At 63.9% G+C, this 20,782-nt stretch carries 15 protein-coding genes; 6 read left to right on the top strand and 9 right to left on the bottom strand.

What is annotated here, in order from left to right; genetic code table 11:
* Positions 1-17 precede the first annotated feature (17 nt).
* Entirely contained in the window at positions 18-782 is a 765-nt protein-coding gene (locus tag AWB72_RS04330) for a class I SAM-dependent methyltransferase (RefSeq protein WP_040051798.1), read from the bottom strand.
* A 115-nt stretch (positions 783-897) separates the two neighbouring features.
* Between AWB72_RS04330 and AWB72_RS04325 the strand changes: the two genes are divergently transcribed.
* From AWB72_RS04325 to gstA, 4 genes are all read left to right on the top strand, one after another.
* Positions 898-1,707, top strand: coding sequence for a helix-turn-helix transcriptional regulator (locus tag AWB72_RS04325; protein WP_040051797.1), 810 nt, complete (start codon positions 898-900; stop codon positions 1,705-1,707).
* A gap of 68 nt (positions 1,708-1,775) precedes the next feature.
* The gene (argH, locus tag AWB72_RS04320) at positions 1,776-3,182 is read left to right on the top strand and encodes an argininosuccinate lyase (protein WP_040051796.1); all 1,407 of its coding nucleotides are present in this window, start codon (positions 1,776-1,778) and stop codon (positions 3,180-3,182) included.
* Between the two features lie 597 nt (positions 3,183-3,779).
* On the top strand, positions 3,780-4,709 hold the full coding sequence (locus AWB72_RS04315; protein WP_040051795.1) for a bestrophin family protein: 930 nt from the start codon (positions 3,780-3,782) through the stop codon (positions 4,707-4,709).
* Between the two features lie 142 nt (positions 4,710-4,851).
* Complete coding sequence (gstA, locus tag AWB72_RS04310; protein WP_087127880.1) at positions 4,852-5,457, top strand: glutathione transferase GstA; 606 nt, start codon at positions 4,852-4,854, stop codon at positions 5,455-5,457.
* Positions 5,458-5,538: 81 nt separating this feature from the next.
* Here the strand turns inward: gstA and AWB72_RS04305 are convergent, their stop codons facing one another.
* The 4 genes from AWB72_RS04305 to apbC form a co-directional block, all read right to left on the bottom strand.
* Positions 5,539-7,824 (bottom strand): arginine/lysine/ornithine decarboxylase, encoded by a 2,286-nt coding sequence (locus AWB72_RS04305; RefSeq protein WP_040051793.1) that lies wholly within the window; start codon positions 7,822-7,824, stop codon positions 5,539-5,541.
* Between the two features lie 98 nt (positions 7,825-7,922).
* A complete protein-coding gene (dcd, locus tag AWB72_RS04300; protein ID WP_008351052.1) occupies positions 7,923-8,492 on the bottom strand; it encodes a dCTP deaminase in 570 nt (189 codons plus the stop codon).
* Between the two features lie 158 nt (positions 8,493-8,650).
* On the bottom strand, positions 8,651-9,184 hold the full coding sequence (locus tag AWB72_RS04295; RefSeq protein ID WP_040051955.1) for a superoxide dismutase family protein: 534 nt from the start codon (positions 9,182-9,184) through the stop codon (positions 8,651-8,653).
* Positions 9,185-9,317: 133 nt separating this feature from the next.
* The gene (gene apbC, locus AWB72_RS04290) at positions 9,318-10,406 is read right to left on the bottom strand and encodes an iron-sulfur cluster carrier protein ApbC (protein ID WP_040051792.1); all 1,089 of its coding nucleotides are present in this window, start codon (positions 10,404-10,406) and stop codon (positions 9,318-9,320) included.
* A 270-nt stretch (positions 10,407-10,676) separates the two neighbouring features.
* Between apbC and AWB72_RS04285 the strand changes: the two genes are divergently transcribed.
* Complete coding sequence (locus AWB72_RS04285; protein ID WP_040051791.1) at positions 10,677-11,333, top strand: YiaD family glycine zipper/OmpA-like lipoprotein; 657 nt, start codon at positions 10,677-10,679, stop codon at positions 11,331-11,333.
* A gap of 217 nt (positions 11,334-11,550) precedes the next feature.
* Here the strand turns inward: AWB72_RS04285 and AWB72_RS04280 are convergent, their stop codons facing one another.
* A complete protein-coding gene (locus AWB72_RS04280) occupies positions 11,551-12,009 on the bottom strand; it encodes a type II toxin-antitoxin system HicB family antitoxin (RefSeq protein ID WP_342065416.1) in 459 nt (152 codons plus the stop codon).
* On the bottom strand, positions 12,006-12,185 hold the full coding sequence (locus AWB72_RS04275) for a type II toxin-antitoxin system HicA family toxin (RefSeq protein ID WP_040051953.1): 180 nt from the start codon (positions 12,183-12,185) through the stop codon (positions 12,006-12,008). Before AWB72_RS04275 ends, AWB72_RS04280 begins: the two co-directional genes overlap by 4 nt.
* 215 nt (positions 12,186-12,400) lie before the next feature.
* On the opposite strand from AWB72_RS04275, the gene metG reads away from it, so the two are divergent.
* On the top strand, positions 12,401-14,527 hold the full coding sequence (metG, locus tag AWB72_RS04270; protein ID WP_040051790.1) for a methionine--tRNA ligase: 2,127 nt from the start codon (positions 12,401-12,403) through the stop codon (positions 14,525-14,527).
* A 67-nt stretch (positions 14,528-14,594) separates the two neighbouring features.
* On the opposite strand, the gene AWB72_RS04265 is transcribed toward metG, so the two are convergent.
* Positions 14,595-18,728, bottom strand: coding sequence for a translocation/assembly module TamB domain-containing protein (locus tag AWB72_RS04265; protein WP_040051789.1), 4,134 nt, complete (start codon positions 18,726-18,728; stop codon positions 14,595-14,597).
* A 32-nt stretch (positions 18,729-18,760) separates the two neighbouring features.
* A complete protein-coding gene (locus tag AWB72_RS04260; protein WP_040051788.1) occupies positions 18,761-20,599 on the bottom strand; it encodes an autotransporter assembly complex protein TamA in 1,839 nt (612 codons plus the stop codon).
* Between the last annotated feature and the right edge of the window lie 183 nt (positions 20,600-20,782).

Genomic DNA, 20,782 nt, shown 5'->3' with positions numbered 1-20,782 from the left:
CCCGCTTGGGGCAAGCTTCAGTCCCGGCGCTTCGCCTCGATCATCAGCGCGTCGAGTTCGAAGGAGCAGTCGTCCTTCACGGCGAAGTACTGGCGCACTTCGTCGGGCGCGCTCGTCCACATCGAGCGGATGGCCGTCACGCGCTCGGGCGGCGTGCGCATCCGCGATACCCACGCTTCGAACTCCAGCGGAAGGCGCCACCGCTCGGTCACGTGCGCGTCGAAGCCGGCGGCGTCGAGCATCGCGATCCATTCGTCCGCGCGATAGTCGCGAATGTGCGACGCATCGCGCAGCACTTCGATCGCCTGGATATGCGTGTCGTAGAGCGGATCGTCGATGCCCGCGATGTCGATGAACTTCAGCCGCCCGCCCGGCTTCAGCACGCGATGCACTTCCGCCAGCGCGCGCGGCACGTCGCGCCAGTGATGCGCGCTCATGCGGCTCACGGCCCAGTCGAACGATGCGTCGTCGAACGGCAGCGTTTCGGCCGCGCCCTGCTGCGTGCGGATTGTGGTCAGGCCGCGTTCCTTCGCGGCGGCATCGACTGTTGCGAGCATCTGCGGCGCGATGTCGTACGCCACCACTTCGCGCACGTGCGGCGCGATCGCGAAACTCGCGTGCCCCGCGCCGCAGCCCATGTCCAGCACGCGCGCGTTGCCGCACGTAGCCGCGAACGTCGCCGCGAGATTCTGCAGGTCCGCGCCGGTCGCGTGAACCTGGCTCGTGAGATACGCGGCGGCGGTCGAGCCGAACGCGTCGGCGACCTGATCGTGATGTTTCATCCTGCTCTCCGGTTTCGTTATGGGCCAAAGCGCCTGCCCGCTACAATAGAGCCCGCCCGGTACCAGTACAAGTTGAGCAATTATTCTGGTATCTGAACCACCCGTCGAAGTCCGAATGCATCCTGAGAAAACTTCTTCCGAGCCATTGGCGGAAACGCCCGCGCGCGCGCTCGGCGAATTCATCCGCACGCATCGTGAACGGCTGTCGCCGCTCGCCGTCGGCCTGCCGCCCGGACCGCGCCGCCGCACGCCCGGCTTGCGGCGCGAGGAAGTCGCGCAACTCTGCGGCGTCAGTCCGACCTGGTACACGTGGATCGAGCAAGGCCGCCCGGTGTCCGCTTCCGCCGATGCCCTCGCGCGCATCGCCGTCGCGCTGCAACTCTCGCGCGCCGAACGCGCGTATCTGTTCGAACTCGCCGCCCAGCGCGATCCCGCCGAGCCCGATCCCGCCGCGCAGGACGTTCCCGCCGCGCTGCTGCAAACGGTCGGGCTGATCGACGCGCCCGCGTACGTGCTCGACCGGCAGTGGAACGCACTGCGCTGGAATGCGCCCGCCGCCGATCTTTTCGTCGGCTGGCTCGACGGCGCGCACGACCGCAATCTGCTGACGTACACGTTCACGTCGCCGGCGGCGCGCTCGCTGATCGTCGATTGGGAAACGCGCGCGCGGCGTCTCGCCGCCGAGTTTCGCGCCGATTCCATCCGCCATCTGAACGATGCGCCCACGCGCGCGCTGATCGATTCGCTTTCCGCCGCGAGCGATGCCTTCGCGCGCTTCTGGGCCTCGCAGGACGTGTTCGAACGCGAAGGCGGCGAGCGCGCGTTCGAGCATCCGTCGCGCGGGCGCGTCGTGTTCAATCAGATCACGTTCAAGCCCGCGCATCGCGAAGACTTGAAGCTCGTGATCCTGGTCGGGTCCGAATAGTGTCGAATGTTAAAATTTTCGTCTTTCCGAAGCAGAATCAAGCCAAACCCTCCCGCTGAGAAAACACCATGACGTCCCAACTTCACAAAAAAGGCGAAGCCTGGTCGGCTCGCTTCTCCGAGCCGATGTCGGAGCTCGTCAAGCGCTATACGTCGTCGGTGTTTTTCGACAAGCGGCTCGCGCTCGTCGACATTCAAGGCTCGCTCGCGCATGCATCGATGCTCGCGGCGCAGAAGATCATCGGCGCCGACGACCTCGCGGCCATCGAGCGCGGCATGGCGCAGATCAGGGGTGAAATCGAGCGCGGCGAGTTCGAATGGAAGCTCGATCTCGAAGACGTGCATCTGAATATCGAAGCGCGGCTGACGGCGTTGATCGGCGATGCCGGCAAGCGCCTGCACACCGGCCGCTCGCGCAACGATCAGGTCGCGACCGACATCCGCCTGTGGCTGCGCGGCGAAATCGACCGCATCGGCGAGTTGCTGAAGGACTTGCGCGTCGCGCTCATCGACATGGCCGAGAAGCACGCCGACACGATCATGCCCGGCTTCACGCACTTGCAGGTCGCGCAGCCGGTGACGTTCGGGCATCACCTTCTCGCGTACGTCGAGATGTTCTCGCGCGATGCCGAGCGCATGCGCGATTGCCGCAAGCGCGTGAATCGCCTGCCGCTCGGCGCGGCGGCGCTCGCGGGCACGAGCTATCCGATCGATCGTCACGCGGTGGCCGCCACGCTCGGCTTCGACGGCATCTGCGCGAATTCGCTCGATGCCGTGTCCGACCGCGACTTCGCGATCGAATTCACGGCGGCGGCCGCGCTCGTGATGACGCACGTGTCGCGCTTCTCGGAAGAACTCGTGCTGTGGATGAGCCCGCGCGTCGGTTTCATCGATCTGGCGGACCGCTTCTGCACGGGTTCGTCGATCATGCCGCAGAAGAAGAATCCCGACGTGCCCGAACTCGCGCGCGGCAAGACGGGACGCGTGAACGGGCATCTGATGGCGCTGCTCACGCTGATGAAAGGCCAGCCGCTCGCGTACAACAAGGACAATCAGGAAGACAAGGAACCGCTGTTCGATACGGTCGATACCGTCGCGGACACGCTGCGCATCTTCGCGGAAATGGCGGCGGGCATCACGGTCAAGCCGCAGGCGATGCGCGCGGCGGCGCTGCAAGGCTTTTCGACGGCCACCGATCTCGCCGACTATCTCGTGAAGCGCGGCCTGCCCTTCCGCGATGCGCACGAAGCCGTCGCGCATGCAGTGCGAATTTGCGACGATCGCGGCTGCGATATCGCGGACCTGTCGCTGGACGCGATGCGCCTCGAATTGCCGAACGTCGCGCATCTGATCGGTGAAGACGTGTTCGACTATCTGACGCTCGAAGGTTCGGTGGCGAGCCGCAATCACGCGGGCGGCACCGCGCCGGATCAGGTGCGCGCGGCAGCGAAGGCGGCGCGCGAATCACTTGCCTGAGACGCGTCGTCGAGGCATCGGAAAAGACCCGCGCAATGCGGGTCTTTTTTTGCGCGTAGACATCGAATCGAATGATGGCCCCGTGCGATTCGATTCCGGAAACGACGCGAACGCATCGCGTCATTCAGGCATTCGCGCTTCAGGGAAGCCGCTTCCTTACTAAGAGCTTTCTTCGCGTGGATCGTTCGGTTACCAGTGTTTCCGCACGGCGCGTTCAGCCAACCGCATAACGCGTCGAAAGCCGCAACAGTTCCAGGCCTCGAAACGAAACAACCCATAACGAAACGATGGCGGCCACTCCCATGCATCGCGTTAATAAGCATTCCGAATTTTATACCGGTTCACGGCACCGGCACCGTGACCAACGGCGCACTTATTTCGCATCTAAATGATGTGGATGAAGCTCGGTTGAATGGCCTCCCATTCTCGTGACTGCACGACGAGGAAACGCGCGCGGCGAATCAGTCGTGTCCGCCGCGGACGATGAATAACCCGCAGGCAGTCAAGCGCCGCGCTGACTTAGAATGCATGGCGGGCAACGCCCGAGCCTGCCGTATCGCGACGCATCGCCGTTCAATCCGGAGACAGACCCGAAAGATGATCATTCGCCCGAAGCTGAACTGGTTCCGGCTCCTTTTCGTTTGGCGCGGCTCCGTGCTGCCGCAGTTGCTGCCGAGACTCGCGCTGATCTTCGCGCTGTCCATCGCGGCGATCTTCATGCACGACCACATGCGCCACTATCCGATCGGGCTCGGCACGCCGCCGTTCGCGCTCGTGGGCATCGCGCTAGCCGTGTTTCTCGGCTTTCGCAACAGCGCAAGTTACGAGCGCTGGTGGGAAGGCCGAAAGCTGTGGGGAGCGTTGCTCAACACGTCGCGCGCACTGGCGCAGCAAGTGTTGTCGTCGCCGGAGCCGCGGGATCGCAGTCAGTCGCGCCGTTTTCTCGCGGCGCTCGGCGCATTGGCGCATGCGCTTCGGCATCAGCTGCGCGGCACCGATGCGCTCGCCGATCTTGCTCCCCGATTGCCGGCCGACTTGCACGCGCGCGTCGCAGCCGCGAAATACCGGCCCGCGCTAATCATGCTCTGGCTCGGAGAATGGGTGGCCGAGCGCAGGCGCGAAGGCACGCTGGACGGCTACTCGGCGCTCGCGATCCAGCACAATCTGAACATGCTTTCCGATGTGATCGGCGGATGCGAACGGCTCTCGGCCACGCCATTGCCCTTTTCGTACTCGGTGATGATCCATCGCACCGTCTATCTCTTCTGCGCGATGCTGCCGTTCGGTCTCGTCGATGGCGCCGGTCTGCTCACGCCCCTCTTCGCGCTGCTCGTCGCCTATGCGTTCATGGCGCTGGAAGCGATCGCCGCGCAGATCGAAGATCCGTTCGGCGTCGAAGAGAACGACCTCGCGCTGAACGCGATGTGCGAGGGCATCGAACTCGCGCTGCATGACATGGCGGCCGATCCGGAGTTTCCTCTCGCGCCGAAGCCCTACTCGCCTTCTCGCGATTTCATCCTCGACTGATACCGGATGGATTGCCTTCAGGCAACTGTAGTTTGCTTGAAAGCGGTCTTTCACCAAACGACACAGATAGTTTCCGCATGGCGGGTACTGCCCGCGCACGACTTCATTCATAATCGTGCGGACTTTTTCTGGAGAAATTGTTTTGAAACTGTTCTACAAAGCGGGCGCTTGCTCGCTCGCATCGCATATCGTTCTGCAGGAATCCGGTCTGCCCTTCGAAATCGAAGCAGTCGATCTGAAAACGAAGCGCACCGCAAGCGGCGCCGATTTCACGGCAATCAACGAAAAGGGCTACGTGCCCGCGCTGCAACTGGACAGCGGTGAAGTGCTGACCGAAGGCCCCGCGATCATGCAATACATCGCGGATCAGGTGCCGGCCAAGCACCTCGCACCGCTCGCCGACGGCATGGCGCGTTATCGCCTGCAAGGCTGGCTCACGTTCATCGGCACCGAGCTGCACAAGAACTTCTCGCCGTTCTTCAATCCGGCCGGCACGAGTGAATGGAAAGCGGTCGCGATGGGCAATCTCGAACGCCGTCTCGCTTACGTCGCGAAGCATATCGACGACAAGCAGTATCTGGTCGGCGATGAATTCAGCATCGGCGATGCGTATCTCTTCACCGTGCTCGGCTGGGCGCAGCACATCGATCTCGATCTCGGCAAGTGGCCGGCACTGACCGCGTATCAGGCGCGCGTCGGCGCACGGGCGGGCGTGCAGGCGGCGATGAAGGCCGAAGGCCTCATCTGACGCCAGTTGCGTTATCCACGGCATCAAAAAGAAAACGGCCCTCGCGGGCCGTTTCTCGTTACAGCATCGAATACGCGAACGTCAGTCGCGCACGCAATCGACGAAATACTCGATGCGTCCGTTGATCATCTCGCCGACGAGCCCGTGAATATCCGTGTGGAAGCCCGGGAAGCGCTCGTTGAACTCGCGCGCGAAGCGCAGATAATCGACGATCGTGCGATTGAAGCGCTCGCCCGGAATCAGAAGCGGAATGCCCGGCGGATACGGCGTGAGCAGAATGCTCGTCACGCGGCCTTCGAGTTCGTCGATAGGCACGCGGTCGATCTCGCGGTGCACGAGCTTCGCGTAGGCTTCGGACGGCTTCATCGCCGGCTCCATGCTCGACAGATACATCTCGGTCGTGAGACGCGCGATGTCATTCGCACGGTAGACGCTGTGAATCTGCTGGCACAGATCGCGCAAGCCGATCCGCTCATACGACGGATGCTGCGCGACGAACTCCGGCAGCACGCGCCACAGCGGCTGGTTGTTGTCGTAGTCGTCCTTGAACTGCTGAAGCTCGGTGACCATCGAGTTCCAGCGGCCTTTCGTGATGCCGATCGTGAACATGATGAAGAACGAGTAAAGCCCCGTCTTCTCCACGATGATGCCGTGCTCGGCCAGATAGCGCGTCACGATGCCCGCCGGAATGCCCGTCTCGCCGAATTCGCCGTCCACGTCGAGTCCCGGCGTGATGATCGTCGCCTTGATCGGATCGAGCATGTTGAAGCCTTCCGCGAGCGGCCCGAAGCCGTGCCAGCGGTCGTTCGGCTTCAGCATCCAGTCCTCGCGGTCGCCGATGCCTTCCTCGGCCAACGCGTCCGGGCCCCAGACCTTGAAGAACCAGTCGTCGCCGTATTCGGCATCGACCTTGCGCATCGCGCGGCGGAAATCGAGCGCTTCAGCAATCGATTCCTCCACGAGCGCCGGGCCGCCCGGCGCTTCCATCATCGCCGCTGCGACATCGCACGACGCGATGATCGCGTATTGCGGCGACGTCGACGTATGCATCAGATACGCCTCGTTGAAGCGATGACGGTCGAACGTGCTGTTCTCGCTGTCCTGCACGAGAATCTGCGACGCCTGCGAAATGCCGGCGAGCAGCTTGTGCGTGGAGTGCGTCGCGAACACGAGCGCGCCCGTGCGCGGCCGGCCCGCGCCGATCGCGTGCATGTCCTGATAGAACGAATGGAACTCGGCGTGCGGCAGCCATGCTTCGTCGAAGTGCAGCGTGTCGACCGTGTCGCCGAGCAGATCCTTGATCATCTCGACGTTGTAGACCACGCCGTCGTACGTGCTCTGCGTGATCGTGAGAATGCGCGGCTTGACCTTCGGATTCTTCGCCAGCGCCTCGCGCGCGAACGGATTCTCCTCGATCTTCCTGCGGATGACTTCGGGCTTGAACTCGTCGCGCGAAATCGGACCGATGATGCCGAAGTGATTGCGCGTCGGCGTGAGGAACACGGGGATCGCGCCCGTCATCGTGATCGCGTGCAGGATCGACTTGTGGCAGTTGCGGTCCACCACGACGATATCCCCCGGCGCGACCGTTGCGTGCCACACAATCTTGTTCGACGTGGACGTGCCGTTCGTCACGAAGAACAGATGGTCCGCGCTGAAAATGCGCGCCGCGTTGCGCTCCGAGGCCGCGACCGGGCCGGTGTGATCGAGCAGTTGACCGAGTTCCTCGACCGCGTTGCACACGTCCGCGCGCAGCATGTTCTCGCCGAAGAACTGGTGGAACATCTGCCCGAGCGGATTCTTCAGGAACGCGACGCCGCCCGAGTGACCGGGACAGTGCCACGAATACGAACCCTCTTCCGCGTACTGCACGAGTTCCTTGAAGAACGGCGGCGCGAGCGAGTCGAGATACACCTTCGCCTCGCGAATGACGTGCCGCGCGACGAACTCCGGCGTGTCCTCGAACATGTGGATGAAGCCGTGCAGTTCGCGCAGGATGTCGTTCGGCAGATGGCGCGATGTGCGCGTTTCGCCGTACAGGAAGATGGGGATGTCGGCGTTGCGGCGGCGCACGGCGTCGATGAACGCACGCAGCGCGACGATGGCCGACGCGAGTTCGGGCGTATCGCCTTCGACGACGACGTTATCGGCGTAAGGCAAAAGCTCGTCGTCGTCGATCGAAAGAATGAAGCACGACGCGCGGCTCGACTGCTGCGCGAACGCGGCGAGATCGCCATAGCTCGTCAGGCCGAGCACTTCGGCGCCTTCTTTCTCGATCGCCTCGGCGAGCGCGCGGATGCCGGAACCCGAGATGTTCTCGGAGCGAAAGTCTTCGTCGATGATAACGACGGGAAAGCGAAACTTCATGAGGCGAATCTCCAAATGGAACGACCGCTGCCCGAGACTCTAAGCTCGTGTCAGCGGTCTTTCGACAAGCGCGTGCGGTGCTGGCGGCGCGGCGGCGATCAGGTCTTCGGCAGCGTGACGCCGTGCTGCCCCTGGTATTTGCCGCCCCGATCCGCATAGGACGTCTCGCACATTTCGTCGCTTTCGAAGAACAGAACCTGGGCCACGCCCTCGTTCGCGTAGATCTTCGCAGGCAAAGGTGTCGTATTCGAGAATTCGAGCGTGACGTAGCCTTCCCATTCCGGCTCGAACGGGGTCACGTTCACGATGATCCCGCAACGCGCGTAAGTGGACTTGCCGAGGCACACGGTCAGGCACGAGCGCGGAATGCGGAAATATTCGACGGTGCGCGCGAGCGCGAACGAGTTCGGCGGGATGATGCAGACATCGCCCTTGAAGTCCACGAACGATTTCTCGTCGAAGGCTTTCGGATCGACGATGGTGGAATTGATGTTAGTGAAGATCTTGAATTCGTCGGCCACGCGGATGTCGTAGCCGTAGCTCGACGTGCCGTAGCTCACGATCTTGCGGCCGTCCTCGGCCACGCGCACCTGATCGCGCACGAACGGCTCGATCATCTTGTGCTCTTCGGCCATGCGCCGAATCCACTTGTCGGACTTGATGCTCATAGGAACGCTACCCAGCGTTGCAGCCTGCAATCGACAATGTGACCGCAGGCCTTCGGTGAAACGGCGCATGGCCCGTGCGGCCAGACGAAAGACGAAAAACGAGCGCGTATTTTACGCGAATGATCTTAAGGGCGAAGCCGGCCGTTCAGCCGATGCGCTCAACGGCGAATCACGCCGCACGCAAGCGCCGGACCCACGTTGTGCGGGCTCATCGCGTAGGGGTCGGTGGCTTCGCGATGCAGCATGATCGCGCGCGCGATGACCGAGCGCACGCCGTCGAGCGAAACGTCCGTCGCGACGATGAAGCCCGTGGCCGATCCGTTCGCGTCCGCGTGGATGTTGCCGAGTTCGCCCTCGAGCCGGCCGCCCGCGCGCCCGCGTTCGGACGGCAGCGCGAACACGGGGCTCGTGTCGGCGCCATTCACCGCGATGCAGTCGCCGCGCTCGTGAACCTGCAGCGCGTGATCGCTGTTGGGCGGCATGTCGGTGAGGCTGTAGGTGACCTGGACGCCGTCCGAGCGCTCGGTCAGCGTGATGGTGCCGCGCGCCGTGTTGCCCGGAGTGGGCTTCAGCGTGGCGTCGGCGACTTTTTCGTGATTCTGGAAGATGATGCCGCAGCCGCTCAGCGCAACGCTGCACGCGGCCGTCGCGAACAAGGCGAGAAGCGCCCTCCCGTCGAATCTGTCTCTCATGCGATCCTCTTGGCGGCCCGCCGGCACCCCGTGCGCCGACGCTGCCCCGCGTAGAAGGCGACATGATACCGCGAGCCGCGCCGCACAAGGCTCGCGAAAGACGCGACGAAGCGCGCCCGGCCGCGCGTCTAGATCACGTGTTCTGGACGACGATGCTCGGGAACTTCGACGTCATGTCGCGCTGGCGTTCGGCGATCGAGATCGCGACGCGGCGGGCGATCGCGCGATACGTCTCCGCGATGCGGCTTTCCGGCTGCGACACGACCGTCGGCTGTCCGGCATCGGTGCGCTCGCGGATCGAAATATCGAGCGGCAATTGCCCGAGAATCTCCACGCCGTATTCCTTCGCCATGCGCTCGCCGCCGCCCGCGCCGAAGATGTGCTCTTCGTGGCCGCAGTTCGAGCAGACGTGCGTGCTCATGTTCTCGACGATGCCCAAAATCGGAATGCCGACCTTCTCGAACATCTTGAGGCCCTTCTTCGCGTCGAGCAGCGCGATGTCCTGCGGCGTCGTGACGATCACCGCGCCCGTCACCGGCACTTTCTGCGACAGCGTGAGCTGGATGTCGCCCGTGCCCGGCGGCATGTCGACGACGAGGTAATCGAGATCCTTCCAGTTCGTCTGGCGCAGAAGCTGTTCGAGCGCGGACGTGACCATCGGACCGCGCCAGACCATCGGGTTGTCCTGCTCGATCAGAAAACCGATGGAATTCGCCTGAATGCCGTGGCCCGTGAGCGGGTTCATCGACTGATTGTCGGGCGATTCCGGGCGGCCCGAAATGCCGAGCATCATCGGCAGCGAAGGGCCGTAGATGTCCGCGTCGAGCATGCCGACCGACGCGCCTTCCTGCGCGAGCGCGAGCGCGAGGTTCGTCGCCGTCGTGCTCTTGCCGACGCCGCCCTTGCCCGATGCCACCGCGATGATGTTCTTGACGTTCGGCAGCAGCTTCACGCCGCGTTGCACCGCGTGGGCGACCACTTGCGACGAAACGGCGACCGAGACGTCGGTGACGCCGGGCACCTGGCGCAGCGCATCGGCGACCAGCTTGCCGATGGATTCGAATTGCGTCTTCGCCGGATAGCCCAGCACGACGGCCACGGAAACCTTGCCGCCCTCTATCGAGACGTTGCGAATGCTCTTGGTATCGACGAACTTGCGGTGGGTGTTCGGATCGGTCAGGGTGGCGAGTGCGGTGTCGATCCGCGCGCGATCAATGCTCATTGAAACTCCAGGGAACGCTTGTTGCTCAGGCTGCGTCGCGTTGCAACAAACTGAGGAAATTGAAAGTATTTGTTAGCGCCGTTGCGCGCGAGTCGCTTCGCGCTGCACTATCCCGCTGCTGTGGCTTTCCGGGGACGCATCGCACCGGGCGGACGGGCGTGTTTCTCAATATTCCCGATATTGTAGAGGCTTGCCCGAAAGCCCGTCCGAAGACCCTTTCGCACTGTCGGCGCGTGTCGCCGAATCGCTAGTTGAATCAAGGAGATCAAGATGAATACGAAGTTGTTGACCCGCCTGTCCGCATTTGCCCTCGTTGGCGCGCTCGTTACCGGCTGCGCATCGCAGCAGGGCACCAACACTGCCGTCGGCACGGGCGTGGGCGCGGCCACGGGCGCCGGCATCGGCGCGATTTTCGGCGGCGGCAAGGGCGCGGCCATCGGCGCGGCGACGGGCGCGGCGGTCGGCGGCATCACCGGTTACAACTGGCAGGCCATCCGCAACAAGATTTCCGGCGATTCGAAAGGCACCGGCACGCAGGTGACCGAGCAGCAGGACGGCTCGCTCAAGGTCAACATCCCGAACTCCATCTCGTTCGATACCAACAGCTACTCGATCAAGCCGTCGTTCGATCCGGTTCTGAATTCGGTCACGCAAACGTTGCAACAGCATCCGGAGCTGATCGCAAGCGTCGTCGGCCACACGGATAACACCGGCACGGCGGCTTACAACCAGACGCTGTCGCAGAATCGCGCGCAGAGCGTGGCGTCGTACATCTCGACGCACGGCGTGCCGGCGCAGCGCCTGTCGGCGCAGGGCATGGGTCAGAACCAGCCGATCGCCGACAATTCGACGGAAGCTGGCCGCGCGCAGAATCGTCGCGTGGAAATCTATCTGCGCGCGACGGCGCAGCCGGGTCAGGTGCAGTAAGCGTCTGATTTGATTGGAGAAGCAACGAGCGGATGCGTGCTGGCGACGCCTCGGGAAAGGCGGCCGAAAAAATTTTGAAACTTGCCGGCACGGCGCGTGTCTCTTGTTACGGTAGGTGGATGGCTGGGCCATCGCCTGCCATTCTCCTCTTGTCGTTGTTGCTCCGGGGCCCGATTGGACCCCGGTTTTTTTTGTGCTTTCGATTCGCGGGTCTTGCTCAGGCGATGGAAATATTAAGGCGTCTGCCGAGCGACCGGAAAGCTGCTTCCATCGCTTCAAACTTCGATGAATGGCGCGGGTCGAGCAAACGGTCTACTTGTGGCATATGGACGTTGAGCCGTCGGGCAAGGTCCGACTTGCGCACGCCTTGGCGGATCATTTCATTGGCAAGCAGCACTTTTGTCACCACCAGCGCAGGGAGATTGACGACCAGTTGGCCTTTTTTGGGCTTGGAGGGCATGGGTACTTCGCGCTTGTCGTCGAAATACATTTCGATGGCCGTTTCAAGCGCCTCGAGTCCGTTAAGCAGCGCTTCGCCTTCGTCGTCACCAGCGGTGATCGCTTCCGGAATGTCCGGGAAGGTGACAAGAAAGGTGTTGTTCGTGTCGAGTTCCAGGTTGACTGGATAGGACAGCATGGTATTGGTTTCTCCAAGGAACATTGCGACCTCGCTCATTTCAATCCGAGTTGTTTCTTAATCTTCTCCGCGATTCCCTTACCAATTTCCTTACTGCCGTGATCCGGGATCGTGGACCTCTTGCCATTGAGCGACGCGCGCAGATGGCTTCCTTTGCCCGGCGCGATACACACGCCCTGCTCGCGAAGCCACCTCTTGAACTCACTGAATTTCATAACCTCTCCCACCATTGCGGAGAGGTCAAAATACAACATACATGTTATATCGCGCCAAGCGAAAAATGCAACTTTTTTGTTGTATTTTATAGTTGCGAACAAGCAGCCTCTCCCCGCCAGCACGAGCCGTCGCCGCGCCCCCATCCCCCGCCCTGCTAAAATCGAAAATCAGCTTTTTTCACAACCTGAAGCAATTCCCTCCGGGCCGCGCCTTTATGTCAGCACCGATTTCCGCCACTGCACCCGCCGCGTCCGCCGCTTCCAGCGGCCGTCGCCAGATCCTCGTCACGTCCGCGCTGCCTTATGCGAACGGTCAGATTCACATCGGCCATATGGTCGAGTACATTCAGACGGATATCTGGGTTCGGACGCTGCGAATGCATGGCCACGAGGTCTACTACGTCGGCGCCGACGACACCCACGGCACGCCCATCATGCTGCGCGCTGAAAAGGAAGGCATCACGCCGAAGCAGCTGATCGAGCGCGTCTGGAAAGAACACAAGCGCGATTTCGACAGCTTCGGGGTTTCCTTCGACAACTACTATTCGACCGATGCCGACGAAAACCGCGTCCTGTGCAATTCGATCTACACCGCGCTTCAGCAAGCCGGCCTGATCGAGGCGCGCGACATCGAACAAGCCTACGATCCGGTCAAGGAAATGTTCCTGCCGGACCGCTTCATCAAGGGCGAATGCCCGAAATGCGGCGCGAAGGACCAGTACGGCGACAACTGCGAAGTCTGCGGCTCGACCTATCAGCCGACCGAACTCGTCAACCCGTATTCGGTCGTCTCGGGCGCGACGCCCATCCGCAAGACCTCGACGCACTACTTCTTCCGCCTCTCCGATCCGCGCTGCGAAGACTTCCTGCGCGGCTGGGTCGGCGGGCTCGCGCAGCCGGAAGCGACGAACAAGATGCGCGAATGGCTCGGCGACAAGGGCGACGCCAAACTCGCCGACTGGGACATTTCCCGCGACGCGCCCTACTTCGGCTTCGAAATTCCCGGCGCGCCGGGCAAGTACTTCTACGTCTGGGTCGATGCCCCGGTCGGCTATTACGCGAGCTTCCGCAATCTGGCCGATCGCGCCGGCATCGATTTCGATGCGTGGGTCAAGCCCGGTTCGACCGCCGAGCAGTATCACTTCATCGGCAAGGACATCCTGTATTTCCACACGCTGTTCTGGCCCGCGATGCTCCAGTTCTCCGGCCATCGCACGCCGACCAACGTGTTCGCGCACGGCTTCCTGACCGTCGACGGCGCGAAGATGTCGAAGTCGCGCGGCACGTTCATCACCGCGCAAAGCGTGATCGACACCGGGCTCAACCCGGAGTGGCTGCGCTACTACTTCGCGGCCAAGCTCAACAGCACGATGGAAGACATCGACCTCAACCTCGAGGACTTCCAGGCGCGCGTGAACAGCGATCTCGTCGGCAAGTACGTGAATATCGCGAGCCGCGCTGCGGGCTTTCTCATCAAGCGATTCGACGGCCGTGTGCTGGATAGCGCGATGCAGCATCCGCTGATCGCGCAACTGCGCTCGGCGATTCCGCAAATCGCGGGCTTCTACGAATCGCGCGAATACGGCCGCGCGCTGCGCACGACGATGGAACTCGCCGATGCCGTCAACCACTACGTCGATTCCGCGAAGCCGTGGGAACAGGCTAAGGACCCGGCGAACGCGGCCGCGCTGCACGAAACCTGCAGCGTGAGTCTGGAAGCGTTCCGCCTGTTGTCGCTCGCGCTCAAGCCCGTGCTGCCGAAATTGATCGAGTCAGTCGAGGCGTTCCTGGGTATCGCGCCGCTCGCCTGGGCCGATGCGGACAAGCCGCTGTCGTCGGCGAACGCGATCAACGCGTACAAGCATCTGACGACGCGCGTCGATCCGAAGCAGATCGATGCGTTGCTGGCCGCGAATCGCGAATCGCTGCAACCGGCGACGGAAGCCGTCGCTGCCGCGCCGAAGGTTGCCGCGAAGAAAGAGCCGAAGCAGGAAGAATCCGGAGTCGTTTCCATCGACGACTTCGCGAAGGTCGATCTGCGCATCGCGAAGATCGTCGATTGCAAGGCGGTCGAAGGCTCGGACAAGCTCCTGCAACTGACGCTCGATGTCGGCGAGGAAAAGACGCGCAACGTCTTCTCGGGCATCAAGTCGGCGTATCAGCCGCAGGATCTGATCGGCAAGCTGACGGTGATGGTCGCGAACCTCGCGCCGCGCAAGATGAAGTTCGGCATGTCGGAAGGCATGGTGCTGGCCGCTTCCGCCGCCGACGAGAAAGCCGAACCGGGCCTCTACATCCTCGAGCCGCATAGCGGCGCGAAGCCGGGCATGCGCGTGAAGTAAGGCGCATCGGCTAAAAAGCAAAAGGGCACGCGAAGTTTGCGTGCCCTTTTGCTTTGCCTAAGCGTCCTTACTCCCCCGATGAATCCGATTCCAGCGCCGACGAAGCCCCGAGCGGCGCCGAGACGCCCGACGCGCCCGATGCCGCCGACGGCTGCTCCGCCGATCGCGGCGACGACGACATCGACAACAGGCGCGCCCACGAATTGAAGCGCCGCGTGTACGAGAGGTCGAGGCCCTGATACGTGCCGCCATACGCCGTCACCGACCAGAATCGCGACAGCGCGAGCGTGGCCTTCACGGCGTTCTGCGCCGACTGCAAGCCCTGCTCGTAGCCGAGCACGAGACGTTCGTTGATCGCCTTCGACAGCAGCACCACTTGCGGATCGGTCAGCCCGACTTCGCTCGATCCGACCGTCAGTTCATCGAGCCCCACCGTCTGCGCGATCTTCGCGCCGCCACGGCTGCCGAGCAGCGCGAGCGCGCTCGTCATCGCGCTTTGCTGGCCGACGTTGTTGCCCTGATCGGTGCCGTGGCCGAAGAGCAGCCACGAGAGCTTTTCGTTGTCCGGCACGTTCGGCTCGGAAATCAGCTTCGCGACCGGCGACTGCACCGTGCCCGTCACCTGCACGCCGGCTTCGATTTCCTGATTGCGCCGCATCGCGAGAATATTGATGCCGGGATTCGCCACCGGCCCGTTGAACGTGAAAAAGCCGTTCTCGATGCCGAGCTTGCGCCCGAACGCCGTATATGTAGAACCCGGCGTCACGCGCACGTTGCCGACCGCGCGCAGCGGCATGTTCGGCGCGCTCGTCGCGGTGATGGTGCCCGCGAGCCCGAGGTCCGCGCCCGCGCCCTTGAAGCGGAAGCGCTGCCCCAGATCGATGTCGATGTTCGCGCGCGGCGTGAACGGCCCGACCGGCTTCTCGGTTGCGGCGACCATCTGCTTGCCGTTCTCGCCCTTCACGGTGCCGTCCGGGCGCACGATCACGACGTCGTCGCCGAGCGCGGGCGCGGAGCTTTCGGGCAGGTCGAAGAGCCCGTGATCGACGGTGAACTTGCCGTTGATCGCCATGCCGCCCTGCAAGCCCGCGTTCGCGATGCTCGCGCTGCCCGACAGCATCAGTTGCCGGTCCGGCGAAGCGAAGAGTTCGAGCTTGTCCGCGATGATGCTCGCCGTCAGATCCGGCTCCTGCTGATCGAGCCGCACCTTGCCCGTCGCGCGCAGCGTGCCGCTCGCGCCGTGAAACTCCACTTGCCGGAAATCGACGAGATTCTCCGACAGCGCAATGCGAATGATGCCGTCCTTCAACTGCACGCCCTGGTCGACGACCGTCGCGGATATGTTGTCGCCCGTCAGCGATCCGGACAGGCTCGGCTTCGCGACGATGCCCGCGATCGTCAGCTTCAGCGCGATCTTGCCGCCGAGCAGATAGTTCGCGCCGAGCAGGCCGCCGGTGGTGCGCAATTCCGGCACGTTCGCGTCGATGGCGCCCGAAAGCGGCGCTTCGTCGGCCACGGTGAGCATGCCGTCGCGCGGGACGAGCGTCGTGTGCACGTTCGCGTCGATCACGCCGATGCGGCTCGCTTTCGCGTGCAGCGTCGCGTTGAGCCGGTCGCCGCCCGTGAAATCCGCGCGCGCGACGATTTCCGAGATGCCGAGCGCCGCGACGCCGCGCGTGCCGTCGATGGTCACGTCGCCGCCGCGCCGCTTGATCTGCGCGTAGCCCGTGGCCGTCGCGCCGAGCGAGAAATTCCAGTCGCCGTCGAAGATCAGGTCCGTGCGTATCGACGATTCCTCGCCCGTCATCGCGCGCCGCACTTCCAGGAGGCGCGGCACCGAGAGATTCGTGAGCGTCCCCGCCGACTGAATGCGCCCGCCTTCGAGCGCGAACGACTTGAGATCGAGCGCCGCGCCTTCCGCGACGAGCCGCGTCGCGCCGAGCACGATGCGCTTCGGCCCGTAACTCACCGCGAGCGGCGACTCCAGATTCACCGACGGCGTGCCCTTGTTCGTGAGCTTCGTGATGACGCCGTCCCAGTGCGGGCCGTCGACGGCGTCGGTGAACTTGCCGTTCGCGCCGAGCGTGAGATTCACCGGCTGGCCCTGCACCTTGCCCGTCGTGGTCAACGCGAGCGTGTGCTGCATGCGCGTGCCGTTCAGGTTGGCGTCGAGCTTGGCGATTTCGACGCCCGATGCACGCGCATCGCGTGCCTTCAGTGTGAACACGAGCGCGCCGTTCGCGCCGTCGCGGATATCGGCGTGGCCTTCGGCGTGACCGAGCCGGTTCGCGCCGAACACGACGCCATCGGCCTGATAATTCGCCGCGACGTTCGGATGCGCGATCGAGCCGGTCAGATCGCCGTCCGCCTTCACCGTGCCGGCCAGTCCGAAACCGAGGCGCTCCAGTTGCGGTGCGTCGATCCGGAAGCGCAGCCGGTCGCCGGGCGCGCCGAAACTGCCGTTCAGATCGACATCGTTGCCCGCCACCGAGAGCTTCGCCGTGCTCGGCAAAATGCGCGTGCCCGCGATCTGCACGGTGCCCGCGCCGGTGAGCGGCAGGTTGTCGTACGTGCTGTCGTCGAGCTTGAACGTGGCCTTGGTCGTGAGCGTCGGCGCGAGCATGCCCGACGCGGCGAGCGTGCCGTTCACGCGCGCCTCGATCACGCGCGGCGGCGCGGCCGTCTTTTTGGCGGCAGGCTTTTGCGTGACCTTCGGCGCGATCAATTGCTGCTGCAGCAGCAGCGGATTGAATTCGACGAACTTCGCTTTGACGTCGTAGCTCGAATGGACGTCTTTCTTCAGCGCGCCGCTCGCTTCCACGCGCCCCTTGCCGACGGTCAGCTTCACCTCGTCGAGCGTGGTCTGCTTCGCGTCCAGCCTCACCTTCGCCTGCGCGCGGATGGCCGCTTTGTGATCGTTCAGATCGACGGTCACGGCCTGCGAATCGCCCGCGAGCACGACGCTCACCGGCCCCGCGAAGTCCGTCGCGCGCACGCTCGGTTCGATCGCGTTGAGATCGAGCTTCGCCACCTTCAGGTCGAAGCGCCCCTTGCCGCCCGCGAGCGAACCGCCACCCGTGATCGTCGCGTTCTTCAGGAGCCGCACGTTCAGGTCCGCGATGCTTTGCGCGGACGCGTCGAGCCGCACGTTCGCGCGGGCGTCGATGAGCGGCAGCAGTTTCTTGTCGATGGAACCGGGCTTCGCGTTGACAATCGACACCGGCCCGCTCACGACGAACGTCTTCTCGCCCGCAACCGGCTTCACTTCGGCGCGCACGGCGAGGTCGGCGGCGGGCGCGCCCGCGCTGAACGCCTGCGGGTTGATGTGGTCCGCGGTCACGATGGCGCGCTTGAGCGGCACGTCGGCGAACGGCGTGGCTTCGACGTGCGCCTGGCCGGCGAGCTTCAGGCCGCTGGCATCGACGTCCGCGACGAGATCTTCCAGCGATCCCGACAAGCGCGCGCTCACCTGCACCGTCTCGTCCTTGACCTTGCCGGCGTAGGTCGCGTCGCCGGAAAGCGGGAACGGGCGCGCGCCGCCGTCGAGTTTCGCGGCGGCCGTCACGGAGCCGAACGGCGTCGTGAGCCGCTCGACAGTGGCTTCGTGGAGCTGGCCGTCGCTGCGTCCGTTAAAGACGAGGCCGGAGAATTCGGTCGTCGTCGCGCCTTCGTGCAGCCGCAGCTTCGCGACGCGCAGATCGCGCACGGCGAGCTGGATCGGCAGCCGCAAATCGTTCGGCAACCCGGTTTTCTTGCTCGGCTCGTTCGATGGCGCGATGTGCGCGTCGATCGTCCCGACATGCAGATAGTCGATGGTGAAGCGCAGCGGATCGCGCGTGAGCGCCCAGCGGCCCGAGACGCTGTCCACCCCGACGTCCGTGCCCTTGCCGTCCTTCCAGTGGACGTCGCGCAGTTGCAGGCCGGTGGCGATCGCGCCGCCGTCGAGCTTGCCCGAAAGCTTTCCGTCGAGCAGCGACGTCGCCGCGTTCCAGGCGACGCGTGTACCGCGATCCGTCGTCAGCGCGAAGAAAACCGTCCCGAGCGCCAGCGCCACGATCAGCACGACGACGAGCACGAGCGCGCCGATCCAGCGCAAAAAGCGCCGCCCGCCCCGCTTGCGTGGCGGCGTCTGTGGCGGCGTCTTCGGCGCGGCGTCGTTGTTTTCGTTGCCGTCGTTCGCCTGATTGACTGGATCCGTCATGCTTCGTTAGTCGAAATTCGTCGATGCATCGCTCAGAATGCGATGCCGAGCGTCAGATACGGCTTGATGCTCTTGTTCTTGAGTCCATACGCGACATCCACGTTGACCGGCCCGACCGGGCTGCGCCACCGCGCGCCGACGCCCACGCCCGGCTGGAATACGCGCTCGCCCCAGGTATCCGTCGCGGTGCCGATGTCGAAGAACACCGCGCCGCCCCAATCGTGCGTGAACCAGTGCTGATACTCGGTGCTGCCCGTCACCATGTACTTCGTCGGCAGAATGGAGCCGGAAACGTTGTGGCCGATGCCCAGATAGCTGTAGCCGCGCACCGAATTCGCGCCGCCCGCGCGGAACAGCAGCGACGCCGGCACGCCGCTCGACGGCCCGCTCGTGAACACGCCGCCGAACTCCGCGCGAAACACGAGGAGATCGCTCCTGCCGAGCGACAGGTATTGCTGCATGTTGGTGTACAGACGCGCGAAAGTCTGGTCGGTCAGCACGTTCTTCACCGCGAAACTTGCCTCGGCGCGAATCACGTTGCCGCGGCGCGGGAACAGCGGATCGTCGACATCGCGGCGAATCCACGTCCACGCCGGCACGAGCGCGCGCGCCGTCGACGGATTCGGCTCGTTCTGCGTCAGGCGGTCGTCGTAGAACGTCAGCGAATACGTCGTGTCGATGTTCTGCGTCGAACGCGAACGCTGCACGCCGACGCGCGCGCTGTAGATGTTCGTGTCGGAAACGTCGGTGATCGTGTAGGAACCGAAGACCGCGTTGACCCAGCCGCGCGAATCCGGCGGCATGGCGAGCTGCACGCGGCCGTACTGCTGCGTCTGGTCGAGCCGGCCCGAGATGGTGAACGGATATGCCGCGCCGAAGGTGTTCAGATAACTGTAGGCGCCTTGCACGTGGAAGCCCGTGTCCGTCGCATAGCCGACGCCATAGCGCACGCTGTGATACGGATACTCGCTGACCTTGATGTGCAGCGGCGTCTCGTTCGGCTTCTCGACGTCGTTGGCCACGTCGATCGCGACGCTCGCGTAATACGGCGTGTTCTGCACTTGCCGCTGGAGTTCGTTCACGCGCGCGACGTCGTAGATTTCGCCTTCGTTGATCGGATTCACGTTCTCGATGATCTTCTGCGGATACCGCTTCGTGCCGCTGATATCGAGCTTGCCGAAGGTGAAGGTCGGGCCGCTGTCGAACGTGACGGACAAATCCGCGATATGCGTGCGCGGATTGACGCGCGCCTGCGAACGCACGATGCGCGCGCCGAGATAGCGGCGCGCCTGCAGCGCCTTCAGCGCGGCGCTCTTCGCGCTGTCCCATGCGTCCTGCGTGAAGGGATCGCCCTCATGAATCGAGAAAGCGAAACGCGCGGCGTTTTCCTGCGTGCGGTCTTCCGTCGTCACCGCGCCCGTGAATTTGAGGTTGACGGACGCGATTGTCGTCTGCGGTCCGGGATCGACGCTCACCTTGACGGAGCGCTTGTCGTCGACGGTCGTGACGTCCGTGCGCACGACCGGCGTGAAAAATCCCTCGGTCGCGACGAGATCGCGCACGTCTTTCGGCGCGGCCGTGACGAGAAACTGGAACTGGTCGTCGCTGACGTCGTCGCGCTTGGCGAAACGGGAAAGCTCGAGGTGATCTTTCAGCAGCTTCTTGATGCTGCGCGGCGCGTCGATGTCCACGTCGTATTTCGCGAAGGCGGGCGTCGCCATCGTGAGCGTCGTGAGCGCGGTGAACGCAATGAGCGCGCTCAACGCCGAATGCGGGCGATGACCGGCGGCCGGCGCGAGCGGCTTCATCGTGCGCCGTTTGGCGGCGAGGCCGCGGACCGCACACAGCAAATCAAACGAACGCCCCGCCAAACGCGACCTCCGGCATCGGAAAAAAATGGATTGAAAGGCGAAGCGGGTCCGCCATGCGACGTTTTTCGTGCGATGAGCGCAGCACGGCGCGCGAGCGCTATTTCACCACACCGCTACGTCCGGGCGACGTAAAAATCCGGCATAGGCGCCTTTCGCCGTGCGCCGTTGGACGGCTCGCGCCGC

The organism is Caballeronia concitans (assembly GCF_001544615.1).
Classification (GTDB): Bacteria; Pseudomonadota; Gammaproteobacteria; order Burkholderiales; family Burkholderiaceae; genus Caballeronia; species Caballeronia concitans.
The sequence above is the reverse complement of the archived record's forward strand: the minus strand, read 5'-3'. Positions and strand labels throughout refer to the sequence as shown.